The sequence below is a fragment of the Pseudomonas sp. IT-P218 genome (genome assembly GCF_949767605.1).
GTDB lineage: Bacteria > Pseudomonadota > Gammaproteobacteria > Pseudomonadales > Pseudomonadaceae > Aquipseudomonas > Aquipseudomonas putida_AE.
Genome location: NZ_CATKQQ010000022.1, coordinates 351,580 through 373,166 on the forward strand (window position 1 = coordinate 351,580; position 21,587 = coordinate 373,166).

A 21,587-nucleotide genomic window follows, 5' to 3' on the forward strand; every position below is an offset into this window, starting at 1 on the left:
GCGTACCAGGCAACTCGTGACTCAGGGGTCGCGGAGGGATCCGTCGACTCAATTGCCAGAGACTTTTTAGTACCCCCATTAAAAAGCCCCCGATTCGGGGGCGCTTCGCATTTGACGACAGTTGCTTGACTATTCATGACAGCCGCAGGCTTGCCGAGGAGGCGCAGAGGTTGACTAGCTCACGTATCTCTCGGACTTTGCCTACAACCTAACGAGAATTACCTGCTATCCGGATCTAGATGAAAAGGAGACAGTAATCGCACCTGTATGCCCCGTGGCTCGTAAAGCATGATCCTGCAACCGCTTTGCCATCAGGTCCTTTGTCCCTTTTTCCTGTCGTGAACGCGTAAAGGCGGTATGATTTAAGCAGGAAGTACCAGAGCAACAATTCGTACGGAGATTCCCGATGATTGTGACAACTAAAACGCTCTCGGACCAAGAAATGGACGTTCTTGAGCGCGAGGTGCCTGACCTGGCCAAGATGGCTACCATGACTGCTTATGCTCGTACATTGTTGGTGAGCAGTAGCGTGCTTCGCGTGGATTCTGGGGATTTGGTGCGGGTGTCGCCGGATGGGAACAAGGTTTTTGTTGCCAAAGCAAAGCCACGTCGGAAGGTCAAATTGGGTGAAGTAATTACAGTGCGCCGCGTAGAAGGTAAAACGGCAGTTGGTCGTGCCTAGACTCCGGGTTTTTGCGGGGCCAAACGGCTCAGGAAAGAGCACGATCAAGGATGTCATCGATCCCGCTCTAATTAAAACCTACGTGAATGCAGATGAGCTCGAAAAAGAAGCGTGTGGAGATCAGGGTGCGAGAGGGTGGTCATCCCGTAGCTCCCGATAGGGTGAGAGATCGGTATCACAAATCTCTAGCATTACTTCCAGATGCCATTGCAGTAAGCAACCGGGCGTACATCTTTGATAACTCTGGTACCAGCGCAGTTCTACTCGCGGAAGTAACTGACGGGATCAGTCTTGAGTTCGGCACCGAAGAAATCCCTGATTGGTTCTTTGAGTCTTACGTCGATAAAGTGGAAGGCTGATCGGCGTTCCAAGCTCGCTCACGTCGAGCTCCAAGGGCCTCCATCCGCAACCGGTACCTCGTCCAGATCTAAGGTATTGCCACTCACTCAGGATCGAATCAGCGCATGCACGCGTGAACTGAGTTCATTCAAGCTGAAGGGTTTGGCCAGGACCCGCGTGGTTGCATCGACCGACACCAGGTTGGAGCCGCCCGCGAAACCGGTGATGAAGAGCACCTTGAGCCGAGGGTGTTTGAGCTTGAGTTCGGCGGCCAGGCTGATGCCGTTCATCATGCCTGGCAAGCCGATATCGGTCAGGAGTAAATCCAGGTGTTCCAGTTTTTCCGCCTGGTTGATCGCGGACACACTGTCCACGGCTTCCACGACGCGGTATCCGGTTTCGCTCAAAAGCTCAGAGGCCATTTGGCGTACGGCCGCTTCGTCGTCCACCAACAATATGATTTCGTTGTGACCGGTTGTCTCCGTGGTTTGGGAGGAGTCCGTTCGGGTCCCGATCTCGACCGGCTGTGAATCATCGACGGGAAAATACAGGGTCACAGAGGTTCCCACACCGACCTTGCTGTGAACGCGCACCTGGCCCCCCGATTGCTGGGTAAACCCATAAATCATCGAAAGGCCAAGCCCGGTGCCTTCGCCAATTTTTTTTGTGGTGAAAAACGGATCGAAAATACGCGACAGGATGTCCGGATTGATGCCCGTGCCAGAGTCCGTGACGGATATGCTCACATAGGATCCTGGCGGCATCATTTTGTCGGAAGATGACGCTGGATCAATGACGCAGCGGTCGACCAGAAGATCCAGCCTGCCACCGTTGGGCATTGCATCCCGAGCGTTGATCGCGAGATTGAGCAGTGCATTTTCCAGCTGGTTGAGATCGCACTTGATACGGTCATTGGCCTTGAATGAACACTCAACTGCGATGCTCGGGCCCACTGAACGCCGGATCATGTCTTCCAGATCCGCCACGACCTTGCGAGGTTCGAGCAGTTCGGGATCGAGTGATTGCTGCCTTGAAAATGCCAGCAGCCGTTGCGTCAAAGCGGCAGCGCGGGAGGCGGAGGTCATGGCGATGGCGTTGTATCGGTTCAATTCCTCGTAGCGCCCGGCATCGATTCGCCGTTGCATCAGCTCCAGGTTACCGATGATGCCAGCCAACAGATTATTGAAATCATGGGCGATTCCGCCGGTCAGTTGGCCTACCGCTTCCATTTTCTGACTTTGCCGAAGCTTGAGTTCGGCCATCGCGCGTTCGTGTTGTTCGGCTTCAAGCTGCTGGGTGCGTTGAACGATGCGATCCTCGAGCAGGTCGTTCCAGTCACGCAATGCGCTCTCCAACTGAACGCGATCGTCGATGTCGTCAATGGTGCCGTACCATTGTTCGCAGCGTCCGTCGATGCCGAAACTGCACAGCGCGCGGACTCTGAACCATCGGTAATCTGCCGTGTGTTTGCGCAATCGAATTTGCGAGTCGAAAGGTTGCAAGGTGGTCAATGAATGATCCCAAAGCAGGATCAATGACGCCTTGTCTTCAGGGTGAACCGCATTGGCCCATTCACGCCCTAACGTTTGCTCAGGGGTCAGGCCGGTGTATTCGAACCAGCGCTGATCTATGGAAATAAGGTCGCCATGGGTGTCCGCCGTCCAGGGCCAGAGTGGATTGAGCTCGGCAGCTATGCGGTAGTGCCGCTCGCTTTCACGCAGTTTTTTCTCGGTCAAATGCATGGACAGCATGGTTTTGAAGCGCTTCAACACTGCCCCAAGCAGGTTGCTGTAGCCCCGAAGAAAATCGATATCGCTTTCGGTGAACTCGCGGGGAACCCGACTATCGACTTCAAAGATGCCGAAAGGGCGCTCTCCATCAGCGCCGAGGACAAGCACGTTGACGAATGCCTGTACCCCGTTGGCTATTTGAAAGTCGTGATAGCGAAATCGCGTTTCCGAGGAAATGTCCGTCGATATCACCGGGCCGTTGGTGTCCAGGGAATGCCGCTCCGGGCTCCCTTCGTCGGCTTGCACCCGAACTTTGCCGACCACATCGGGTGCCCAGCCCACACCATTGCGCACCAGGAAGGTGATGCCGTCTTCCTGCAGGAGCATGAATTTGGCCATGTTGGTTTGGAGGGCATCGCCGACCAAACGACATGCCTCGTTGAGAATGTGCTCCAGGTCATCTGACGCCAAGGCCAGCTCGCCAAATGTGGCGAGCACTTTGCGCTGGCGCAGAAGTGTATCCTCGGTTGCCATGTCGTCACCTATGGGCGTTTTAGTATCCGAGGATCGCGGGTTCGCCGAGGTTCAACCGATTTGATCAAACGCAGTCACATCGGTTTGTTACCTGCCCAAGACAACGTTCAACTTGCCGTCCCGGTCAAGGTGATAACGCTGCAGATCCCGCGCCAGGAACAGCTCGCCGGTGAAGTGCGCCGCCGCTTCCTGTTGTACATCCTCGATGCACGGACTTCGCTCGGAATTGTTCTGGTAGCGCGCACTGAAGTGGGTAAGCACCAGGTTGGGAATGCCTGCCGACTCGGCAAAACGCGCCACGGCGGCGGCACTGCTGTGCCCGTAATGCTCGTGGGCGTGATCGATCAGGGCCTGGGTGAAGGTCGCTTCATGGACCAGCACATTAGCGCCAGCGGCCACTTGCGCCAGCAGTTCAGGGCTATCGTTATCGCCGCAGATGATAAAGCGCTGAGCGGGGCGCCAAGGGCGCAGGTATTGCTCGGCATGAAATATTCGTCCGGCGTGCTCGATCTCGCGTCCATGGGCCAACTCGCCCCACAGGGGGCCACGGGGAATACCTTCTGCTTCCAGGCGTTGGATATCCAGGCGCGGATTGGGATCAGCTTCGTCAAATACATAGCCATGGCAGGGAACACGATGGGAGAGGGCAACGGTATTGACCTGAACCTTGCCGTTTTGCCAGCCACTGAAAGTTTCGCTCGCCTGCAGGTGCAATTCGAAGGGTAGCCAGGATTTGCTGACGGCGAGGCTCAGGCGCACCCAGGGTTCAAGCGCAGCGGGCAATACAATGTCCAAGGGCTCGACTCGACCGGACATGCCGGCACTGGCCAACAAACCGGGTAAGCCGAAGCAATGATCGCCATGTACATGGGTGATGAAACACCCGCGCAGCTCGTGCAAAGACAACGAGGTGCGCATCACCTGGTGTTGCGTGGCTTCACCGCAATCCACCAGATACCAGCCTTTGCCTGATGATTCGATAAGGGCTGTGCCGCTCACATTGCGACTGCGGGTGGGAACGCCTGAGGATGTGCCAAGAAAAATCAGATCCATGGTCGATCCTTTATTCAGGCATTAACTTCTCGGCCAGCCCGACGATGAGGCCCTCGGGCCCACGGATATAGGCGAGCCGGTACGATGCCTCGTACTGCATCTGGCCAATGACTTCTGCGCCATGGGCCTGCATCCGCGCAACGACAGCATCGATGCCATCGACGGCGAACATGACGCGGCGAAGACCCAGCGCGTTCACTGGCGTATTCACGGGCCCGAACCTGACTGCGTCGGGCGTGTGGAACTTGTCCAGTTCAACTCCCTGCCCATCGGCAGTGCGCAGCATCGCGAGGGTGGCACGCACGTTTTCAAGCCCTATGAGCTTGCCGATAGCAGGCCCTTCAACGGTGGTCTGGCCCTCAAGCTCGAGGCCCAACTCGATAAAAAACGCCTTCACCGCTTCGAGATCGTCGACAACGATCAGCACGTTGTCCATTCGCTTGACTGTCATGGCCTTCGCTCCCTTTTTTGTACTGTGTCGCATATTTGGGGGAATTGGCGTCCGGATTGACCCGAGCAAATGATTATAGCCTGCCCGAGATCTGCCCTTGTCGGCGAACGCCGAACCTGCGGCCGACAGAGATCCAATGTAGGAGCGAGCTTGCTCGCGATTGTAGTCAACGAAGGCGCGTGTTTCCCGGGTGAATGCGGCGCTCTGAAGTTCTTCGCGAGCAAGCTCGCTCCTACAGGAGAGGTGCGCAGTGCATATCGCTGTTGGCGGTGAGCAGGGTGGCGTTTGCCGAGGCAGTCTATACTCGGGGTCGATTTGGTAACCAGGTGGGGGCATCCGCTTTCATGACCGGTAAACTCACTTCCAAGACCGCGATCGTCACCGGTGCCGCCCAAGGGATTGGCGCAGCGATTGTGCGACTCTTCGCGCAAGAGGATTGTTTTGTCTACGTCACCGATATCAATGACGAGCTCGGCAAGACCCTTGCAGATTCACTCGGTGATCGCGCCAGCTATCTGCGCCTTGATGTGCGCCGCGAAGAAGATTGGCGGCGAGTGACGACGCAAATCCTCGAGGAACGCGGCAGGCTCGACATCCTGGTGAACAATGCAGGTATCACCGGATTTGAGCACGGCGCCGTACGGCATGACCCGGAGCATGCGCGCCTGGAAGACTGGCACGCCGTTCACCAGACCAATCTCGATGGTGTGTTCCTGGGTTGCAAGTACGCCATTCGCTCCATGCGGCCTCACGGAACCGGTTCCATTATCAACATCTCCTCTCGTTCGGGCCTGGTGGGCATTCCCGGAGCGGCGGCCTATGCGTCGTCCAAGGGTGCTGTGCGTAATCACACCAAGACGGTGGCGCTGTACTGCGCTGAGCAAGGACTCACCGTGCGCTGCAACTCGATTCATCCAGCGGCCATCCTCACACCCGTGTGGGAGCCCATGTTGGGCACGGGCACAGATCGTCAGGCGCGAATGGATGCGCTGGTTCAAGATACACCGCTCAGGCGGTTCGGCATGCCCGAAGAGGTTGCAGCGGTGGCATTGTTGCTGGCCTCGGATGAGGCGACGTATGTCACCGGCAGCGAGTTCAATATCGACGGTGGGCTCTTGGCGGGTACGGCGGCGACGCCTGCCGTGGGCGATGACACTGGGGCCTAGCGCAAAAGGAAAGGACAGAACTGTAGGAGCTGTCGAGTGAAACGAGGCTGCGATCTTTTGATCTTGTTTTTGAGGGCAGGGTCAAAGGATCGCAGCCTGCGGCAGCTCCAAGGGGGACGGAGGGATGGGGGCGAACCGCGCCACCATCAGGGAAACCGGCACACCGCCAGCCCAAATGAAGGCCATCCGTGAGCGTATAGCGCGCCACAACAATTCGAATCCGCTCGCAGATCAGCTTGAACCCGGTGCCTCAGGGTTACGTCCTGAAACCTACAAAACCCGGCGCCATTGCCTACGACTACGCCAGAATGCGCCGACTTGTGGGCCATGGGCGTTCGTTCTACCGTTGCGAACCACCATATCCAGGTTGGCCATTCTGCCATTTGGCACTATAGTCAATGCCAGATGTCTGGGCGGTGGAGGTTGCCATGAGCGCCAAGAAAAAAGATGTTGTTGTCGAAGAAACTGTCAATGGAGCCGGTCGGATTAAAAAATCCGAACTGCGTGAGCGTGAAGCAGACATGAAGATTTCGATGAATGAGCAATCTGTGCTGAGGATGAGTGCTACACATCGCCCCCCTCAAATGGTTTTGATCTTGCTCTCCGGAAAAATCAGCGATGATCGTATGGATATTTATAGGGCCGTTAAAAACGGTTTTTCGCTGCAGTCGGTGCTGAATATGATCGAAAACAGTACTGTATATAAGCAAAGCGGTGTGTTGTCGAAGATCGTGGGGGCGTCTGATCGTACGCTTGCGCGGCGGTTGAAAACACCCAATGAAGCGCTGACCCCGGAGCAAAGCACGCGCGCGCTCAATTATGCCGAAGTGTTGGAAAAGGCCACGGATGTGCTGGGTTCGCGTGAGCTTGCCGAGCAGTGGATGGTCAAACCTGCCCGGGGTCTGGATGGTGAGACACCTATCGACCTGATTTCTAATTCAGTCGGGTATGAGTTGGTGAATGATTTTCTGACGCGCATGGAATACGGGGTCTATTGATGGCTAAAGACCCTTTAAGCAGTGAGATTCATTTTTGGCGACTTGATCCTGCTGAGTATGCCTCCACCTGGAATGCGGGCGTGGGCGCTGAAAAGGTGGGCGGGCGCTGGAACCCTAAAGGGATGACCACAGTTTATGCAGCCCTCGATGCATCTACGGCCATCCTTGAGGTGGCGGTGCATAAGAATTTCGAAGCACTGGATTGCAAGCCACATTGCCTGACGCAGGCCCTCGTGTTGGACCCGTCGAAGATTTATGTGGTGCAGCCTGAAAGCATTGCCAACGCCAATTGGCTGGCACCGGGTACCCCAAGCCGCAGCCAGCAACGGTTCGGTGCTGATCTGTTGAGCCAGCATCCCTTTGTGCTGGTCCCTTCCAGTGTCTCGCGACATAGCTGGAACTTGTTGATGAACCCGCAACTGGCTCTTGGGTTGTACGAGTTGGTGTTGCAGGAGCCTTTCGCCCTTGATGGACGACTTAATAGGCCGTTGCCCTGAAGACGGTTCTGCCTTCTAACGTGGACAGCTGGCCTACCAATTGCCGGTACAGCTCTTGCCAAGGAGTTTACGAGGCAGGGATGTCCAGTGCCGGGTCATCGATCCGGGTCTTGCAGGGCTTCAGCGTGCAAGCAGTCCTCGGGCGGCCAGGTTACGCAGCAAGGCACCCACGCCAAAGGTCCATGGCGCTGCCTCGGAACTGTGGGTCACCTGGTTGTGCAGGCTGCCAAGCAAGGGGCTGCTGATACTGACCCGGTCACCGAGTTTGTGGGTGAAACCGCTGCCGGCATGATCGCGATCTGCGGTAGGGGCGAACAGCGTACCGAGGAACAGCAGGAAACCATCGGGATACTGGTGATTGGCGTTGAGGGTCTGGCCGGCCAGGTCTTGCGGGTCCCGGCTGATCTGACTCATGGAGCTCGATCCGTGCATCCGGTAACCGTCCTCACCTTGTACCTCAAGGTCGACCACGCAGGCGCGGACATCGTCCAGGCTGAAGTGATCGTCGAACAGGCGGATGAAAGGCCCGATCGAGCAGGATGCATTGTTGTCCTTGGCCTTGCTCAGCAACAGCGCGCTACGGCCTTCGAAGTCCCGCAGGTTGACGTCGTTGCCCAGGGTCGCCCCGTGGATCTGCCCGCGACTGTTTACCGCGAGCACCACTTCCGGTTCCGGGTTGTTCCACTGCGAACCCGGGTGAATGCCAATCCGGCTGCCGCTGCCGACAGAGGCCAGCACCGGTGCCTTGGTGAAGATCTCCGCGTCCGGACCGATACCCACTTCCAGATACTGCGACCACATGTCCTGTTCGATAAGAAAGGCTTTCAAGCGCATGGCCTGCTCGGAGCCTGGAACGATCGAGCGCAGGTTGTCGCCGATCACCCCGTGCACAGTGGCCCGCACGGCTTCAGCCTTGGCGGCATCACCACCGGCCTGCTCCTCGATCACACGTTCGATCATGCTGGCGGCGAAGGTCACGCCGGCAGCCTTGATCACTTGCAAATCCAGGGGCGGTAGCAAGTACGGTCTGGATGGATCGGCGTCGGGCCCCGTGTTGGCCAGCAGGGCTTCGACGCTGGCGATGAAAATGCCGGGCGTGTCGCGTACTGCCGAAAGGGGAGCATCGGATTCCAGCAAGTCACTCAAAGTCGCGAAATGCTCCGACAGGTCGAATACGCCGTCGGCGCGCAGGACGATTGGCGAAGGTCCGGCGATTCGTCCTGGTACCCAGGCACGGCCAATCAGGGTTCCGGCTACACCATCGGCTGGCAGGGTGTTTTCGGGGGTAAGCATTAGCGACATGGCAATCTTCCTGGTTCGTAAAGACTTCACGCTAGGGCGCACAGCCGATAAACTCCAATGAGATAATTTCAATAATTGATAACGTAGAGTTATCGCCTGGGAGGTGTGCCCATGTCGGAACTTTCATTCACCCACTTTTGCGGATGGCTCAAATTCAGGCATTTGCAGCTGATCGACACCTTGGGGCGCACCCGCAACATGCACCTGGCGGCGCAACAGATGAATCTGAGTCAGCCGGCCATCAGCAAGATGCTAAAGGAAATCGAAAGCCTGCTCGGCTTTGCTTTATTCGAACGCCTGCCGCGTAGCATGCCACCTACGGCACTGGGAGAGCATGTGCTGCGCTATGCGCAGATTGCCCTGAATGACGCGCGCTCGTTCGTCGAACAAATCAGCAGCCTGCGCGAAGGCGGTCATGGCTACCTCAGGATCGGCGGTATTTTCGCCGCCACCGCCGTGGCGTTGCCCGAAGCCATCTTGCAGATCAAGGAACGCTGGCCGTTGCTATCGATCGAGGTGGTGGAGCAAACCAGTAACCACCTGATGAAAATGCTAGAAGAGAAAAAACTCGACCTGGCCATCGCCCGTTTCACCGATCAAAGCCAGCAGCAGCATTACGACTTCCAGCCACTGGCGCCCGAACCGTTCTGCATCGTGGTCAACGACCGACACCCGCTGGCCGCTGCCGGCCCCCTCTCATTGCAGCAATTGGTGGACTTGCCGTGGATTCTCTACCCGGTGGGCACACCCATTCGCGGCCGCATGGAACTGGCGTTCGCCGAAGCTGGCGTGGGCATGCCGCGAAACACCGTCGACACCATCTCCATGCAGACCTTCCTGCAGGTGCTGCAACGCGGGTCCATGATCGGAATGCTGCCCAACGCCATGGTCAATCCGCTCCTCGAGAGCGGCCAGCTCAAGATCCTGGATACGCCGTTGCACCTGGTGCCGCAGGATTACGGCATCCTCACGCGCAAGGGCGAGCAGCTGGTGGGGGCGGCCCTGGAGTTTGCCGAAATATTGAAGGACAACGCCCGGCTGGCCCGGGATTCGACGTTTTGAAAACGGCAACGTTCTGGATGCCCTCGATCATCAAGAGCACCGGTATCACCAACAGCTTGCACATGGGCTTCCTGACCGCCATTCCCTATGCGGTGGCCGTCGTGGCCATCCTGCTCAACGCCCGCCACTCCAACTGCAAAAACCGCGACCACATCCGCGAAGCTGGAGACGGCATGAAAGGGCAGGGGTTACACTTTTCAGTTTAAGCAGGAGAAGCAAATGAAACTGTTGCGTTATGGCGAAAAAGGTTCGGAGAAGCCCGGCCTGCTGGATGCCGACAATCAGGTCCGCGATCTCTCGGGCCACGTGGCGGATATCGCCGGGACGGCCCTGAGTCCTGAAAGCCTGGCGACGCTAGCCGCGATCGATCCGGCCAGCCTGCCGATCGTTTCTGGGCAGCCGCGGATTGGCGCTTGCGTAGGGCAGGTCGGGAAATTCATCTGCATCGGACTGAACTACGCCGACCATGCGGCCGAGTCGAACATGGAAGTGCCCAAGGAGCCGATCATCTTCAACAAATGGACCAGCGCCATCTGCGGTCCGAACGACAACCTCGAGATCCCGCGGGGCTCGCTCAAGACGGATTGGGAAGTGGAGCTCGGCGTGGTCATCGGCAAAGGCGGGCGCTATATCGATGAAGCCAACGCCATGGAGCATGTCGCCGGCTACTGCGTGATCAACGATGTCTCGGAGCGTGAATGGCAACTGGAGCGTGGCGGCACCTGGGACAAGGGCAAAGGCTTCGATACGTTCGGCCCGCTCGGCCCGTGGCTGGTCACCCGCGATGAAGTTGCCGACCCCCATGCGCTGGACCTGTGGCTGGAGGTCGACGGACACCGCTACCAACAAGGCAACACGCGCACGCTGATCTTCAATGTGCCGCAATTGATTGCCTACCTGAGCCGCTGCATGAGCCTGCAACCGGGCGATGTGATTTCCACCGGCACGCCACCGGGCGTCGGCTTGGGCATCAAGCCACAGCCGGTGTTCCTGCGTGCCGGGCAGACGGTTCGGCTGGGCATCACGGGGTTGGGCGAGCAGCGACAAGTGACCGTGCAAGCGGATTGAAGTGCCGACAAACAGACCCTCCTGGAACGCAAATGGTTTGATAGCAGCCTTGGATGCAAGGGTGGGGCAACCCGGACGTTCCCCCCACCCATTCAAGGGTGGGACATGCACTACCTTCTCTGGATAAGCTTGGATCTGGTAGCAGACTAGCCTGGTATCGGCTTTCATCAATGGAGACAGGATCATGAACCCGACCGAGTTCGATGCGCTTGAGGGTTTGCTGCAGCGCCGCCGCAGCTGCCGCGCCTTTCTTCCACAACCCGTCGATCCCGCACTGATCACTCGCCTGTTCGCCTTGGCGCAACGCACTGCGTCATGGTGCAACACGCAGCCATGGCAGGTCATCGTGACCCGGGGCGATGCCACCGAGCGCTTCCGCGCCGCGTATATCAACGAGCTGCAGACGGGCTCTGCGGCGCCGGACTTGCCTTTCCCCGGTGAGTACCAGGGCGTCTATCAGCAGCGTCGCCGTGAATGCGCACGACAACTGTACGAAAGCATCGGCATCGCGCCGGGCGACAGGGTCGCCAGCCAGCAACAGACCCTGCGCAATTTTTCACTGTTCGACGCGCCGCATGTCGCGATCATTACCAGTGATCGCGTGCTAGGCACTTATGGTGCAGTCGATTGCGGCGGCTACGTAGCCAACCTGCTGCTGGCAGCCGAGGCACTGGGCCTGGGGATCATTGCCCAGGCCGCGCTGGCCAGCCACGCCGGGTTTGTGCGTCGACATTTCGGCATCGACGAGGACCGGCTCGTGGTCTGTGGTGTTTCCTTTGGTTATGCCGACCACGATTCACCTGCCAATGGCTTCTACACGACGCGAGCACCCGCGCAGGAGACGCTGCTGTGGCATGACAGCTGAGATCGATTCGAGGCACGTTTTCGAGCTTTTTGCACAAACTTTGATTGACGCGCAACAGGCCCCGATCGTTGAATGGCCCTCTTCCATTAGCGCCCGACAATGCGCCCCATTCAACTGAAAGCGAGGTCATCGGTGCTCAGAAATGTGACGGACATGGATCTGCGCCTGTTGCGCATTTTCTCCATCGTCGTGAAGTGCGGTGGGTTTACGGCTGCGCAGGCCGAGTTGAACATGAGCCAGTCCAACATCAGCACGCACATTTCAAGCCTGGAAAAACGCCTCGGTTATCGCATCTGCGAGCGCGGCAAGGGCGGGTTTCGCTTGACCGAAAAAGGCCAGCGGATACTCAAGGCTTCGTCAGCGTTGTTCGGCGCGGTAGATGCATTTCGCGACGAGGCACAGGACCTGGCCGGGCGCCTGGTGGGTGATCTGTATCTCGGCCTGGCGGATAACATCGCGACCTTGCCCACCGCCCGGATCGATGCGGCCATCGGCCGTTTTTATCAGCGCGACCACGACATGCACGTGCACATCTTCGTCAATTCGCCCACCGAACTGGAATTGGCGGTCATCGATGGGCAACTGGACCTGGCGATTTCCTATTTCAGCCGGCCGTTGCCGACGCTGGCCTACCAGCCGTTGTACAAGGAAGAAATCGGCATTTTCTGCGGGGATAGGCACCCGCTGTTCTCGGTCGATGCGCCCACTGTCGAACAACTGCAGGCCAGTGACTGGATCAGGCATGGTTTCCTGCCGGCCGACCAGGTCCTGCCGGTGACGCCCGAGCGCGCTTCAGCCACCGCCCATCATATGGAAGCGGTGGCCCATGGCGTACTGGCCGGGACACACCTGGGGTATCTCCCGGCCCATTACGCCCGGCCCTGGCTGGCGAGCGGACAAATGCGCGCGTTGCAGCCGGCGACGCTACGCTACGAGGTACAACACAGCATGATCACCCACGTCGGTCACCCGCAAAGCGAAGCCGTGCGTGCCTTCATCGATGACTTGCTGGCCGAGCACAACCTCTAAGCCTGTCAGCCAAGGCAGCGGGTGATGTGTTTGACCGACTGATAGGCGGCCAGGCCCCACGGCCCCAGCTCACGACCGATGCCGCTGCCCTTGGTGCCGCCCCAGGACGTCTCGACGAACACCGCCTGGATCGAGTTGATCCAGACGTGGCCGACCTCCAGGGCCTGGGCGACCCGTTCGGCGCGAACCAGATCGGCGCTGATGACGGTAGCCACCAGGCCAAAGCGGCTGTCGTTGGCCAATGCCAGCGCTTCTTGCTCCGTGGAGAAGCGACGGGTACACAACACCGGGCCGAAAATCTCTTCGGTCCACAAGCGGCTGGTCACCGGCACATCCGCATAGAGGGTCGGGTTGACGAACCAGCCCGGGTCACGCTGCACGTCGCCGCCGGTCACGCAATGCAAGCCTTCGCTGCGAGCGATGGCAAAGTATTCCGACACTTTGGACCATTGCGCCTGACTGGTGAGTGGGCCCATATCGACTTCGCCGTTCAGCGGATTGCCGACCCGCAGTGTTTCGAATGCGCTCTTCAGGCGCAGTATCAGTGCATCGGCGATGCTGTCCTGGACGAGCAGACGGGATGTCGCCGAGCACATTTGCCCGGCATTCCAGCAGATACCGGCGACGATCCATTCAACGGCCTGATCGAGGTCGCAATCGTCGAACACGACAATCGCGGACTTGCCACCCAGCTCAAGCGTCAGAGGGCGGCAATGGGCAGCCGAGCTGCGCATGACCTGGCTGCCGACGGCGTTGCTGCCGGTGAACGACAGCTTGTCGAGACCGGCATGGTTGCTCAGCGCTGCGCCGACTTCGGCTTTACCGCCGACGATGTTCAGCACGCCCGCGGGCAGGCCCAGCGCGTCGGCGATGTGGCCGTAGGCCTGCTCGATCAACGGAGTGACCTCCGACGGCTTGAGCACCACCGTGCAACCGGCGGCCAGTGCCGGTGCGAGCTTCCAGGCACTGGTGACCAACGGGAAGTTCCACGGCACGATCAAGCCCACCACACCCACCGGCTCAAGGCGCGTGTGGGCATTGAAACCCGGTACGGCCAGCGGCACATCACGGTCCTGCCGGGCATCGAGTGCTTCAGCCAGGACTGCGTAATAGCGAAACGTCGCGACGGCATCGTCGATGTCCACCACGGCTTCATGGCGGGGTTTACCGTTGTTCTGCATCTGCAGCGCGATCAGTGCTTCGCGGCGCGTTTCGATCTGTTCGGCAAAACCATTCAAATAAGCTGCGCGCTGCGAGCCACTGAGGTTGCGCCAGCCGGGGAGTGCCTGGCGCGCGGCGGCAATGGCTTGATCGACTTGCGCGGCACTCGCTGCAGTCAGTTCGGCAAAGGGTTGGCCCAGTGCCGGGTCGAAGACGGTGATGCAGTCGACACCTTCACCGGCTACCCAACGGCCGTCGATGTAATGGGCGGCGGTCATGGTCGTACTCCCTGAAGCACGCCCTGTACAGCGTTGCGGAAAATCTGGCTGTAGTCGTCAGCACTGAGGACGCAGGCATTGGTGTCCGATGAGGAAATGTCGGCCAGCGCCTGTTCTCCCACCCAGGACGCGGCGTCGGCATCAAGACCGATTTCAGCCAATGAGTGAGGAATGCCGAGGCGTTTGCGCAGGTCCAGCACCCAATCGAGAAAGCCGTCGAAATCCGCTTGCTGCAACTCCAGGTAGCGCGCCAGCCGCGCGATGTCCGGGGCAATCGTTTCCCGGTTGGCCATCAGCACATAGGGCAGGAGGATCGCGTTCAACAAGCCGTGGTGCTTGTGATAGCGGGCGCCCAGCGGATGGGCGAGGGCGTGCACACCGCCCAGGCCTTTCTGAAAGGCCACGGCGGCCATGGCGGAGGCCACGAGCATGCCTTCGCGCGCGACCATGTCCTGGCCGTTGGCATGGGCATCGATCAGGTGCTGCTGGATCAGGCGAATGCCCTCCACCGCAACGCCCGAAGACATCGGGTGATACAGGGGCGAGCAAAAGGCTTCAATGTGATGGGTCAAAGCGTCCATGCCCGTGGCCGCCGTCAGGGTGGGCGGCAAGCCTCGGGTCAAAACCGGGTCGAGAATCACCGTGGCCGGGAGCAGTTCCGGGTGGCTGATCACCCGTTTGACGTTCTCTTCGCTCTGGGTCAACACGGCTTCGCGGCCCAGTTCCGAACCCGTGCCAGCCGTGGTCGGCAAGGCAATCAAAGGTGGCAGCCCCAGGCGGGGAAAGTCCGTCAGGGTGGGGTAGTGGGCGATGACCTGGGACCATTCGAAGCGTTGCAGTCCTTGCCCGTCGACGGCCGCCAGGCTGATGCCCTTGGCGGCATCCATCGCGCTACCGCCGCCCAGGGCGATCAGTGAGTCATGCTTGCCGGCCTTGAACGCGGCAACGCCTTGGGCCACGTCCGCCATGCTCGGGTTGCTGGCGACTTCGCTGAACACGCTGAACGGTATATCGGCCTGGGTCAGGTGAGTCTTGAGCAGCACCAAGGGTTCCAGGGATAACATGCCAGGATCGGTGACCAGCAAGGGATTGCGCATGCCCAGCAAGGTGCAGCGCTCCGCCAACGCATCGAGCGCACTCGGTCCGCAGAAAATATCCGTGGGGTAATTCCAATAGTGAAGGGACATCTGAAACTCCAGATCGGCAAGGCGCAGGGTGGGGGCGCCTTGCACGGCAAGACAAGGGCGTTATTGAACGTGCAGGTGGGGGCTGACGGTGCGTTGATAGGGTTTGGCGTAGACCATGTAGATCAGGCCCAGTACCGCCAGGATCGAGAACACCAGGATCACCGCCCAGACCTGAAACCAGGGCGCACCGGGTGGGGCGAGGGATTCCCGTGGCCAGGCCACGTTAATGCTTTCGAACACCAGCCAGAAGAACGCGGCAAGGTTGATCGGCACACCCCAGCGGCCGAGGCTGAACACGCCAGGCTCGGCTTTCCATTTACCGCTCAGGCGAGCGAGCAGGGCGCAGGTCACCACGATCAGGAACACCACAAAGAAACCGCCGCTGCCAAACGCGATCAGGGTGCCGACGGCCGTTGCGTTCAAGCCCAGGGCCAGGCCGAAGCTGGCAAACAGCGTGCTGAACAGCATGGCGGCAAAAGGCACTTTGCGCTTGTCCACGCGGCGCAACAGCTTTGATGCGGGCAGGATCGAGTCCCGTGCCATGCCGAATACGGCACGACCGATGTAGGTCTGCACAGAGACGACACAGGCGATGAACGCGACCAGCACGATGCCCACGAACGGCCGTTCCGACCAGGCGCCAAAGGCATCGACGACAGCCGGGGTGACCGGGTCGACGACCTGCCCGGACACCATCGCCGCCGTGTCGGTGTAGGACAGGGTGACGGCGAACGCAGTCAGCATGACGGTCAGCCCGACCAGAATCATCGAGCGCAAGATGGCCCGTGGGGTCGATGTGCGGGCGTCGGCGGTTTCCTCGGACACTTGCGAGCAAGCATCAAAACCGAGGAACGCCCATCCACCCACGGCCATGGCTGTCAGGAAGCCCGACAGGTAGGAACCGTCGGAACCCTGCGTAGACGTCAGGCCTTCAAACACCAGCGACAACGAATGGTTGCGGAAGAAAAGCAGCAACAATACGCCGATGCCGATGGAGGCAATCGCCTCGGCGATGATGCCGGCATTGACGAAATACTTGAGCGGGTTGATCCCGAACAGATTAACCCCAAGACCCAGCAGCAACAACACTGCACCACTGAACACCTGGGCGTTGGCGGAAGGCGGTAAGCCTGTGAAAAACAGCCACAGCCAGAACCCGCCCAAATAGGCCACGGTGGTTAACGAGGCCAGTGCGGATGCCAGGTACATGAACCCGGTAAACCACGCCCAACGATCGCCCGCCAGGCGCTTGACCCATTGGTAGCAACCACCGGCAAGCGGGTACTGCGAGGCCAGCTCGGCATAGACCAGGGCCACCAGCAATTGCAACGCCAGGCACAACGGCACGATCCAGACCCACGAAGGACCCACACTCATGGCACCCAGCGACATGACCGAATAGATACCGACCACGGGCGAAACCGTGGCGAAGCCGACCGAAAATGATGACCACAGAGACAGCCCCCGATGCAGCTCCTGGGCATAGCCCTGGCTGTGCAGCAGGTGTTCATCGGCGCTTTGCCGTGTAGATGACATAGGAATTCCTTGAGTCGGCAGACACATTTATTTTTAGGATCGCCTTGTTCGTTCAGGCGTACCGACGAAACGAGCTCCTTCGGGAAAGGAGTGACAAGGAGCTTAAAGCGGGGAAACATCAAAGAAAATTCATATGTATTGAGGCTGACATCTGGATTTATTGATGTATTGGAAAGCCATTTCGATACCTTTGCGCCTCCCCCGTAGGAGCGTGGCTTGCCCGCGATGAACGATAACGCGGTGTACCTGAAGGCATACAGCGCGCCATCAACCTTTGATCCGGCAATCCGTCAGCCTCCCGATTTCGTGCTGAACTCAATCGCAGCACTGATCAGGAGGGATCACCATGGCCACCATGAAAGCCGCAGTATTCGTCGAGAGAAACCGGATTGTGCTCGAGGACAAACCCATACCCGAAGTCGGCCCGCTCGATGCCCTGGTTCGCATAACCACCACCACGATCTGCGGCACCGACGTGCATATCCTGCGTGGCGAATACCCTGTCGCCAAAGGCCTGACAGTGGGCCACGAGCCAGTCGGCGTCATCGAACGACTGGGCTCGCAGGTGCGCGGTTTTGCCGAAGGCCAGCGAGTGATCGCGGGCGCAATCACCCCCAGCGGGCAAAGTTACGCCTGCCTGTGCGGCTGCGGTTCACAGGATGGCCCGGACACCCGGCACGGTTTTCGGGCCACCGGTGGCTGGAAATTCGGCAATATCATCGATGGTTGCCAGGCTGAATACGTATTGGTGCCGGATGCGTTGGCCAATCTGTGCCCGATACCGGACGGCCTCAGCGACGAACAGGTGCTGATGTGCCCGGACATCATGTCCACCGGCTTTTCCGGGGCCGAGCGAGGCGGGGTGGAAATTGGCGATACTGTCGCGGTGTTCGCGCTGGGGCCTATCGGGCTCTGCGCGGTGGCCGGCGCACGCCTTAAAGGCGCGACCACGATTATCGGCGTCGATGCGGTCGCCGAACGCATGAGCGTCGCCAAACAACTGGGTGCAACCCATGTGGTCAATTTCAAGGACGGCGATGTGGTTGAACAGATCATGGCCCTGACCGATGGGCGTGGTGTCGATGTCTCCATCGAGGCATTGGGCACCCAGGGTACGTTTGAGTCGGCACTGCGGGTTTTGCGTCCGGGTGGTCGGCTTTCCAGCCTGGGGGTTTACTCCAGCGACCTGCGCATTCCGCTGGACGCTTTCGCTGCCGGTCTGGGCGACTACAGCATCATCACGACCTTGTGCCCCGGCGGCAAAGAACGCATGCGGCGCTTGATGGCGGTGGTGGAAAGTGGCGGGGTGGATCTATCGCCACTGGTGACTCACCGGTACAAGCTGGATGACATTGAAGCGGCGTATGAGTTGTTTGCTCATCAGAGGGATGGGGTGATGAAGGTGGCGATTACTCCGTAGAGCCGATTGCGACCTGTCGATGCCAGCAATGCTATCCATATCAGCGATCCATGGATCCAATTTTGCCCAATAACTGGCGATTTCCCCGTGCATTGCTAGCCTCAGTCCTACAAGACATCTCTCACAAGGAGTGGGGCCGTGAATGGTCGTGTGGTATTGGCAGTCTTGGGCGTAGGTCTCAGTGCAACCGTATCGGCCGCCGAACTCCAGGTGGAGGTGCGGCTCGATGTGCAACGTGGCTGCCAACTGGTCGGGCAACAACGCAGTGCGGGTGTCGAGCAATTGGGCGTGCTGGACTTCGGCAGCAGCGCGCGTCTGGACGATCCCGCGGGGCCGCTCGGAGCCGCCCTGATGAACGAACGTCTGCCCCGGCTCGAATGCAATCCCGATACCACTTATCAATTACGCGTCGATGGCGGCCTGCACGGTGGCGTCGGCGACGTTCGTTACATGGCCGGTAGCGCCGAACACAGCAAACCCATTCCTTATCGACTCTATCAGGACCCGGCGCGGCGAGTTCCGCTGGCTGTGGATGTGCCGGTGAGCGGTCGGGTGCCGGATACCGGCTCGGTGGATCTGCCGTTGTACGCCCGCATCGAACCCTTGGCACAGATACCCAGGGTCAGTCGCTATGCAGATCTAGTGAAGGTGACGCTCACCTGGTAATTGCATGAGCAGTCAACAACCCAGGCTCAGTCGGGTTGTAAAGGGAATGAGGCGTTCGCGAACGAACGACCGTATTGTCAACCTGAGGGATCGGGATGGATTTCATGACCAGGTTCTGGAAGATTTTCGCCGTGGGCGCGCTGGTGCTGTTGGCCGGTGTCGTACAAGCGGCCGTCAGCGGGCAGATCCAGGCGCGGCTGACCCTTATCGCCGGTTGCGAAGTGACAAACAGCGGCAATCCCGACAGCCCGGTCAGCGACCTCGGCGACCTGGATTTCGGCCAGCAAGGTCCGACCTGGAGCAACCCGATCAAGGCCAATATCGCTGACGAAGTCAGCGGCAAATTGAACGTGGCCTGCAACCCTTCGGTCACCGGCTTCACCGTCACCATCGATGGCGGCACCCATGGCGACGGCACCACCCGGCGCCTGAGTAACGGCCGCCAGACCGTCGCTTATCAATTGTTCCTCGATGCTGGCGGCAACCGCAGCTACCGCATCGGGCAACAACACAATTTCGCTGTCACCAGCGGGGCGCAGATACCGATTCCGGTATTCGGCTCGGTGGTGGCGAATACCCGCGCGTTACCCGCTGGTGTCTATTCCGACACCCTGACGGTAACGCTCGACTGGTAACCCCGTAGAGGACGGACACCATGCGTACATTTACATCAAGGATAGGTTTGTCATTGCTTGGTCTGACGCTGGCGTCCAGCGCCCAGGCTGCCACCACGGTCACCGGCCAGATCACCTCCAGCCTGATCCTGATCAGCAGTTGCCAGGTCAACGGGGGGGGCGGAGACACCAATCTGAACTTCGGTGCCCTCAACTTCGGCACCGCCAACAGCCTGTTCACCACGGCCACGGGGCAAGTGCTGGGCGGAGGCGGCGGAGCGCTGTCGATTCTTTGTTCGGCTGGCACCACGCCAACGGTCAAGGTGCGCGCCGGGGCCCACGATGGGCAATCGCCGGGCGGGACCCGGGCGTTGTACGACGGTGTCGCCAACTATGTTCCGTACGACCTGTACACCGATGCCGGGCACTCGCAGATTCTGGCGATTGACGGGGTGATCAACCTCGCCGCCAGTACCGGCGTGGCGCAGACCGTGAACCTTTACGGTCAGGCGGTGGGCAAGGCCGGTTTGCCGGCGGGCACTTACACCGACACGATTTCCGTCGAACTGACGTTCTAGCCATGCCCAGGCATGGTTGTGCGGCGCTGCTCGTGCTGGGTGCGGGTGTTCTGCCGTTGCCGCTCACTGCGGCGACCAGCCAGAGTTTCCAGGTCAGCGCCACGGTGACGGCCGGTTGCCTGGTGGTCGGCGGTGTCTCCAATTACGGCAGCCTGAATTTCGGCAACCGCTCGGCGCTGGCCACAGGTTTGGTGCAAGTCGCACTGACCGGGGGCGTACAGTTGCAATGCACGCCGGGCGTGACCCTGAACATGAGCATCGATGGCGGACTTTACAACAGCGGTGGGCGACACATGCAACTGACCACCGGCAGCAACCGGGTGGCGTATCAACTGTTTCGCGACGCGGCCTACAGCCAGGCCCTGGGGATCGGGCAAAGCGTGGCGGTGGCGTATGGCGATGCGAACAACATCAGCCTGCCGATCTACGGCCAGGTGCAGTTGCCAGGCAATCAACCCGGGGGGACGTACAGCGACGTACTGCAAGTGCAACTGTCGTGGTGACGAGGCGTGCGGATCAAGCCCAATGGGCAAAAAGGAGCAGGCACATGGTTTCATCTTCGCGACGGCGGTGGGTCGTCGGTCATATGCTGTTGGTACTGTTGTGGTTGGGGACAACCCGGGTGCAGGCGGCCAGTTCGGTGCTGATCTGGCCGATCGATCCGGTGCTGGAGGCCGATCAGCAAGCCAGTGCCCTGTGGCTGGAAAATCGCGGCAGCGAGACCGCCAATCTGCAGATTCGCGTGTTTGCCTGGAGCCAGAGCGGCTTCAGCGATCAATACCAGAATCAGCGTGACGTGATCGGCAGCCCTCCGGTGGCGAAGATCGAACCCGGCCAGAAACAACTGGTGCGCCTGACCCGAACCCGGGAAATCCCGCCAGGTCAGGAACTGGCCTACCGCATCATCATCGATGAAATTCCCTCGGCGAAACCACCCGAGGCGGGCGACGGCAAGACCGCGGCGGCGATTCGTTTTCAGATGCGTTATTCGGTGCCGTTGTTCGCCTATGGCGCGGGCCTGTGGAGCAAGGAAGACACCACCCGCCAGCGCGATCCGAAAGGCGTCGGCCTGCCGGATTTGAGCTGGCGCACGGTGGCCGTTGACGGTCGTTCTTATGTCGAGGTGCGCAACCAGGGCGCGGTTCATGCGCGCCTGACCGATGTGGCGCTCAAGCAGGGTAGCCAGACCCGGCCGGTGGTAGACGGATTGCTGGGGTATGTGTTGCCCGGCGCGATCATGCGCTGGCCCGCGCCCGGCCCGATGGATGGCGACCCGGCGTTGCAGGTGCGTGTCAATGGTGCGCCGCAGGTGCAGAGCATAACGCCGGCACGCTGACCTGCCGTTGATTCTTTTGCAGGCGCCTTTTGCCT

Annotated in this window: 22 protein-coding genes; 15 read left to right on the forward strand and 7 right to left on the reverse strand. The window is 59.7% G+C overall.

Annotated elements, in window-relative coordinates; genetic code table 11:
* Window positions 1-406: 406 nt before the first annotated feature.
* Window positions 407-682, forward strand: coding sequence for a hypothetical protein (locus ACM6I6_RS15670; RefSeq protein WP_414920186.1), 276 nt, complete (start codon window positions 407-409; stop codon window positions 680-682).
* A 446-nt stretch (window positions 683-1,128) separates the two neighbouring features.
* Here the strand turns inward: ACM6I6_RS15670 and ACM6I6_RS15675 are convergent, their stop codons facing one another.
* The 3 genes from ACM6I6_RS15675 to ACM6I6_RS15685 all read right to left on the reverse strand — a co-directional run bounded on the left by ACM6I6_RS15675 (window position 1,129) and on the right by ACM6I6_RS15685 (window position 4,789).
* Window positions 1,129-3,285, reverse strand: coding sequence for an ATP-binding protein (locus ACM6I6_RS15675; RefSeq protein ID WP_414920187.1), 2,157 nt, complete (start codon window positions 3,283-3,285; stop codon window positions 1,129-1,131).
* Window positions 3,286-3,372: 87 nt separating this feature from the next.
* The gene (locus ACM6I6_RS15680) at window positions 3,373-4,338 is read right to left on the reverse strand and encodes an MBL fold metallo-hydrolase (protein WP_414920188.1); all 966 of its coding nucleotides are present in this window, start codon (window positions 4,336-4,338) and stop codon (window positions 3,373-3,375) included.
* Between the two features lie 10 nt (window positions 4,339-4,348).
* Window positions 4,349-4,789: a VOC family protein gene (locus ACM6I6_RS15685; protein WP_414920189.1), complete on the reverse strand. Its 441-nt coding sequence runs from the start codon at window positions 4,787-4,789 to the stop codon at window positions 4,349-4,351.
* 344 nt (window positions 4,790-5,133) lie between these two features.
* Between ACM6I6_RS15685 and ACM6I6_RS15690 the strand changes: the two genes are divergently transcribed.
* The 3 genes from ACM6I6_RS15690 to ACM6I6_RS15700 all read left to right on the forward strand — a co-directional run bounded on the left by ACM6I6_RS15690 (window position 5,134) and on the right by ACM6I6_RS15700 (window position 7,450).
* Window positions 5,134-5,955 carry an SDR family oxidoreductase gene (locus tag ACM6I6_RS15690; RefSeq protein WP_406590721.1) on the forward strand — a complete coding sequence of 274 codons (822 nt, stop codon included), beginning with the start codon at window positions 5,134-5,136 and terminating at the stop codon, window positions 5,953-5,955.
* Between the two features lie 428 nt (window positions 5,956-6,383).
* Complete coding sequence (locus ACM6I6_RS15695; RefSeq protein WP_414920190.1) at window positions 6,384-6,953, forward strand: antitoxin Xre/MbcA/ParS toxin-binding domain-containing protein; 570 nt, start codon at window positions 6,384-6,386, stop codon at window positions 6,951-6,953.
* On the forward strand, window positions 6,953-7,450 hold the full coding sequence (locus ACM6I6_RS15700; RefSeq protein ID WP_274075306.1) for an RES family NAD+ phosphorylase: 498 nt from the start codon (window positions 6,953-6,955) through the stop codon (window positions 7,448-7,450). Before ACM6I6_RS15695 ends, ACM6I6_RS15700 begins: the two co-directional genes overlap by 1 nt.
* A 120-nt stretch (window positions 7,451-7,570) precedes the next feature.
* On the opposite strand, the gene ACM6I6_RS15705 is transcribed toward ACM6I6_RS15700, so the two are convergent.
* Window positions 7,571-8,752, reverse strand: coding sequence for a fumarylacetoacetate hydrolase family protein (locus ACM6I6_RS15705; RefSeq protein WP_414920191.1), 1,182 nt, complete (start codon window positions 8,750-8,752; stop codon window positions 7,571-7,573).
* Between the two features lie 111 nt (window positions 8,753-8,863).
* Here ACM6I6_RS15705 and ACM6I6_RS15710 point away from each other — a divergent pair, with 111 nt between their 5' ends.
* The 5 genes from ACM6I6_RS15710 (at window position 8,864) to ACM6I6_RS15730 (ending at window position 12,776) form a co-directional block, all read left to right on the forward strand.
* Window positions 8,864-9,814 (forward strand): LysR family transcriptional regulator, encoded by a 951-nt coding sequence (locus ACM6I6_RS15710; RefSeq protein ID WP_274075304.1) that lies wholly within the window; start codon window positions 8,864-8,866, stop codon window positions 9,812-9,814.
* The gene (locus tag ACM6I6_RS15715; RefSeq protein ID WP_274075358.1) at window positions 9,811-10,020 is read left to right on the forward strand and encodes a hypothetical protein; all 210 of its coding nucleotides are present in this window, start codon (window positions 9,811-9,813) and stop codon (window positions 10,018-10,020) included. The genes ACM6I6_RS15710 and ACM6I6_RS15715 overlap by 4 nt, the downstream gene beginning before the upstream one ends.
* Window positions 10,021-10,033: 13 nt before the next feature.
* Window positions 10,034-10,882 carry an ureidoglycolate lyase gene (locus ACM6I6_RS15720; protein WP_274075303.1) on the forward strand — a complete coding sequence of 283 codons (849 nt, stop codon included), beginning with the start codon at window positions 10,034-10,036 and terminating at the stop codon, window positions 10,880-10,882.
* 184 nt (window positions 10,883-11,066) lie between these two features.
* Window positions 11,067-11,747 carry a nitroreductase gene (locus ACM6I6_RS15725; RefSeq protein WP_414920192.1) on the forward strand — a complete coding sequence of 227 codons (681 nt, stop codon included), beginning with the start codon at window positions 11,067-11,069 and terminating at the stop codon, window positions 11,745-11,747.
* 132 nt (window positions 11,748-11,879) lie between these two features.
* The gene (locus tag ACM6I6_RS15730) at window positions 11,880-12,776 is read left to right on the forward strand and encodes a LysR family transcriptional regulator (RefSeq protein ID WP_408595949.1); all 897 of its coding nucleotides are present in this window, start codon (window positions 11,880-11,882) and stop codon (window positions 12,774-12,776) included.
* A gap of 5 nt (window positions 12,777-12,781) precedes the next feature.
* Here ACM6I6_RS15730 and ACM6I6_RS15735 read toward each other — a convergent pair whose 3' ends face one another.
* The 3 genes from ACM6I6_RS15735 to ACM6I6_RS15745 are packed head-to-tail and all read right to left on the reverse strand — an operon-like array spanning window position 12,782 to window position 16,938.
* Window positions 12,782-14,215: an aldehyde dehydrogenase family protein gene (locus ACM6I6_RS15735; protein WP_414920193.1), complete on the reverse strand. Its 1,434-nt coding sequence runs from the start codon at window positions 14,213-14,215 to the stop codon at window positions 12,782-12,784.
* Entirely contained in the window at window positions 14,212-15,402 is a 1,191-nt protein-coding gene (locus ACM6I6_RS15740; RefSeq protein ID WP_414920194.1) for an iron-containing alcohol dehydrogenase, read from the reverse strand. Before ACM6I6_RS15740 ends, ACM6I6_RS15735 begins: the two co-directional genes overlap by 4 nt.
* Before the next feature lie 60 nt (window positions 15,403-15,462).
* On the reverse strand, window positions 15,463-16,938 hold the full coding sequence (locus ACM6I6_RS15745) for an APC family permease (RefSeq protein WP_274075298.1): 1,476 nt from the start codon (window positions 16,936-16,938) through the stop codon (window positions 15,463-15,465).
* A 346-nt stretch (window positions 16,939-17,284) separates the two neighbouring features.
* Here ACM6I6_RS15745 and ACM6I6_RS15750 point away from each other — a divergent pair, with 346 nt between their 5' ends.
* The 6 genes from ACM6I6_RS15750 (at window position 17,285) to ACM6I6_RS15775 (ending at window position 21,552) form a co-directional block, all read left to right on the forward strand.
* A complete protein-coding gene (locus ACM6I6_RS15750) occupies window positions 17,285-18,358 on the forward strand; it encodes an NAD(P)-dependent alcohol dehydrogenase (protein ID WP_414920195.1) in 1,074 nt (357 codons plus the stop codon).
* A gap of 138 nt (window positions 18,359-18,496) precedes the next feature.
* Window positions 18,497-19,024: a spore coat U domain-containing protein gene (locus ACM6I6_RS15755; protein WP_323625919.1), complete on the forward strand. Its 528-nt coding sequence runs from the start codon at window positions 18,497-18,499 to the stop codon at window positions 19,022-19,024.
* A 104-nt stretch (window positions 19,025-19,128) separates the two neighbouring features.
* A complete protein-coding gene (locus ACM6I6_RS15760; RefSeq protein WP_323625918.1) occupies window positions 19,129-19,659 on the forward strand; it encodes a spore coat U domain-containing protein in 531 nt (176 codons plus the stop codon).
* 20 nt (window positions 19,660-19,679) lie between these two features.
* Window positions 19,680-20,216, forward strand: a complete 537-nt coding sequence (locus ACM6I6_RS15765) for a spore coat U domain-containing protein (protein WP_323625917.1) — start codon at window positions 19,680-19,682, stop codon at window positions 20,214-20,216.
* 2 nt (window positions 20,217-20,218) lie between these two features.
* Entirely contained in the window at window positions 20,219-20,719 is a 501-nt protein-coding gene (locus ACM6I6_RS15770) for a spore coat U domain-containing protein (protein ID WP_323625916.1), read from the forward strand.
* Between the two features lie 44 nt (window positions 20,720-20,763).
* A complete protein-coding gene (locus tag ACM6I6_RS15775; protein WP_414920196.1) occupies window positions 20,764-21,552 on the forward strand; it encodes a molecular chaperone in 789 nt (262 codons plus the stop codon).
* Window positions 21,553-21,587 lie beyond the last annotated feature (35 nt).

Coding starts and splice junctions, on each gene's coding strand:
- ACM6I6_RS15770 (WP_323625916.1), top strand. CDS start 20,219: ATGCCCAGGCATGGTTGTGCGGCGCTGCTCGTGCTGGGTGCGGGTGTT.
- ACM6I6_RS15775 (WP_414920196.1), top strand. CDS start 20,764: ATGGTTTCATCTTCGCGACGGCGGTGGGTCGTCGGTCATATGCTGTTG.
- ACM6I6_RS15680 (WP_414920188.1), bottom strand. CDS start 4,338: ATGGATCTGATTTTTCTTGGCACATCCTCAGGCGTTCCCACCCGCAGT.
- ACM6I6_RS15670 (WP_414920186.1), top strand. CDS start 407: ATGATTGTGACAACTAAAACGCTCTCGGACCAAGAAATGGACGTTCTT.
- ACM6I6_RS15765 (WP_323625917.1), top strand. CDS start 19,680: ATGCGTACATTTACATCAAGGATAGGTTTGTCATTGCTTGGTCTGACG.
- ACM6I6_RS15700 (WP_274075306.1), top strand. CDS start 6,953: ATGGCTAAAGACCCTTTAAGCAGTGAGATTCATTTTTGGCGACTTGAT.
- ACM6I6_RS15695 (WP_414920190.1), top strand. CDS start 6,384: ATGAGCGCCAAGAAAAAAGATGTTGTTGTCGAAGAAACTGTCAATGGA.
- ACM6I6_RS15690 (WP_406590721.1), top strand. CDS start 5,134: ATGACCGGTAAACTCACTTCCAAGACCGCGATCGTCACCGGTGCCGCC.
- ACM6I6_RS15725 (WP_414920192.1), top strand. CDS start 11,067: ATGAACCCGACCGAGTTCGATGCGCTTGAGGGTTTGCTGCAGCGCCGC.
- ACM6I6_RS15675 (WP_414920187.1), bottom strand. CDS start 3,285: ATGGCAACCGAGGATACACTTCTGCGCCAGCGCAAAGTGCTCGCCACA.
- ACM6I6_RS15745 (WP_274075298.1), bottom strand. CDS start 16,938: ATGTCATCTACACGGCAAAGCGCCGATGAACACCTGCTGCACAGCCAG.
- ACM6I6_RS15720 (WP_274075303.1), top strand. CDS start 10,034: ATGAAACTGTTGCGTTATGGCGAAAAAGGTTCGGAGAAGCCCGGCCTG.
- ACM6I6_RS15685 (WP_414920189.1), bottom strand. CDS start 4,789: ATGACAGTCAAGCGAATGGACAACGTGCTGATCGTTGTCGACGATCTC.
- ACM6I6_RS15760 (WP_323625918.1), top strand. CDS start 19,129: ATGACCAGGTTCTGGAAGATTTTCGCCGTGGGCGCGCTGGTGCTGTTG.
- ACM6I6_RS15710 (WP_274075304.1), top strand. CDS start 8,864: ATGTCGGAACTTTCATTCACCCACTTTTGCGGATGGCTCAAATTCAGG.
- ACM6I6_RS15740 (WP_414920194.1), bottom strand. CDS start 15,402: ATGTCCCTTCACTATTGGAATTACCCCACGGATATTTTCTGCGGACCG.
- ACM6I6_RS15735 (WP_414920193.1), bottom strand. CDS start 14,215: ATGACCGCCGCCCATTACATCGACGGCCGTTGGGTAGCCGGTGAAGGT.
- ACM6I6_RS15750 (WP_414920195.1), top strand. CDS start 17,285: ATGGCCACCATGAAAGCCGCAGTATTCGTCGAGAGAAACCGGATTGTG.
- ACM6I6_RS15705 (WP_414920191.1), bottom strand. CDS start 8,752: ATGTCGCTAATGCTTACCCCCGAAAACACCCTGCCAGCCGATGGTGTA.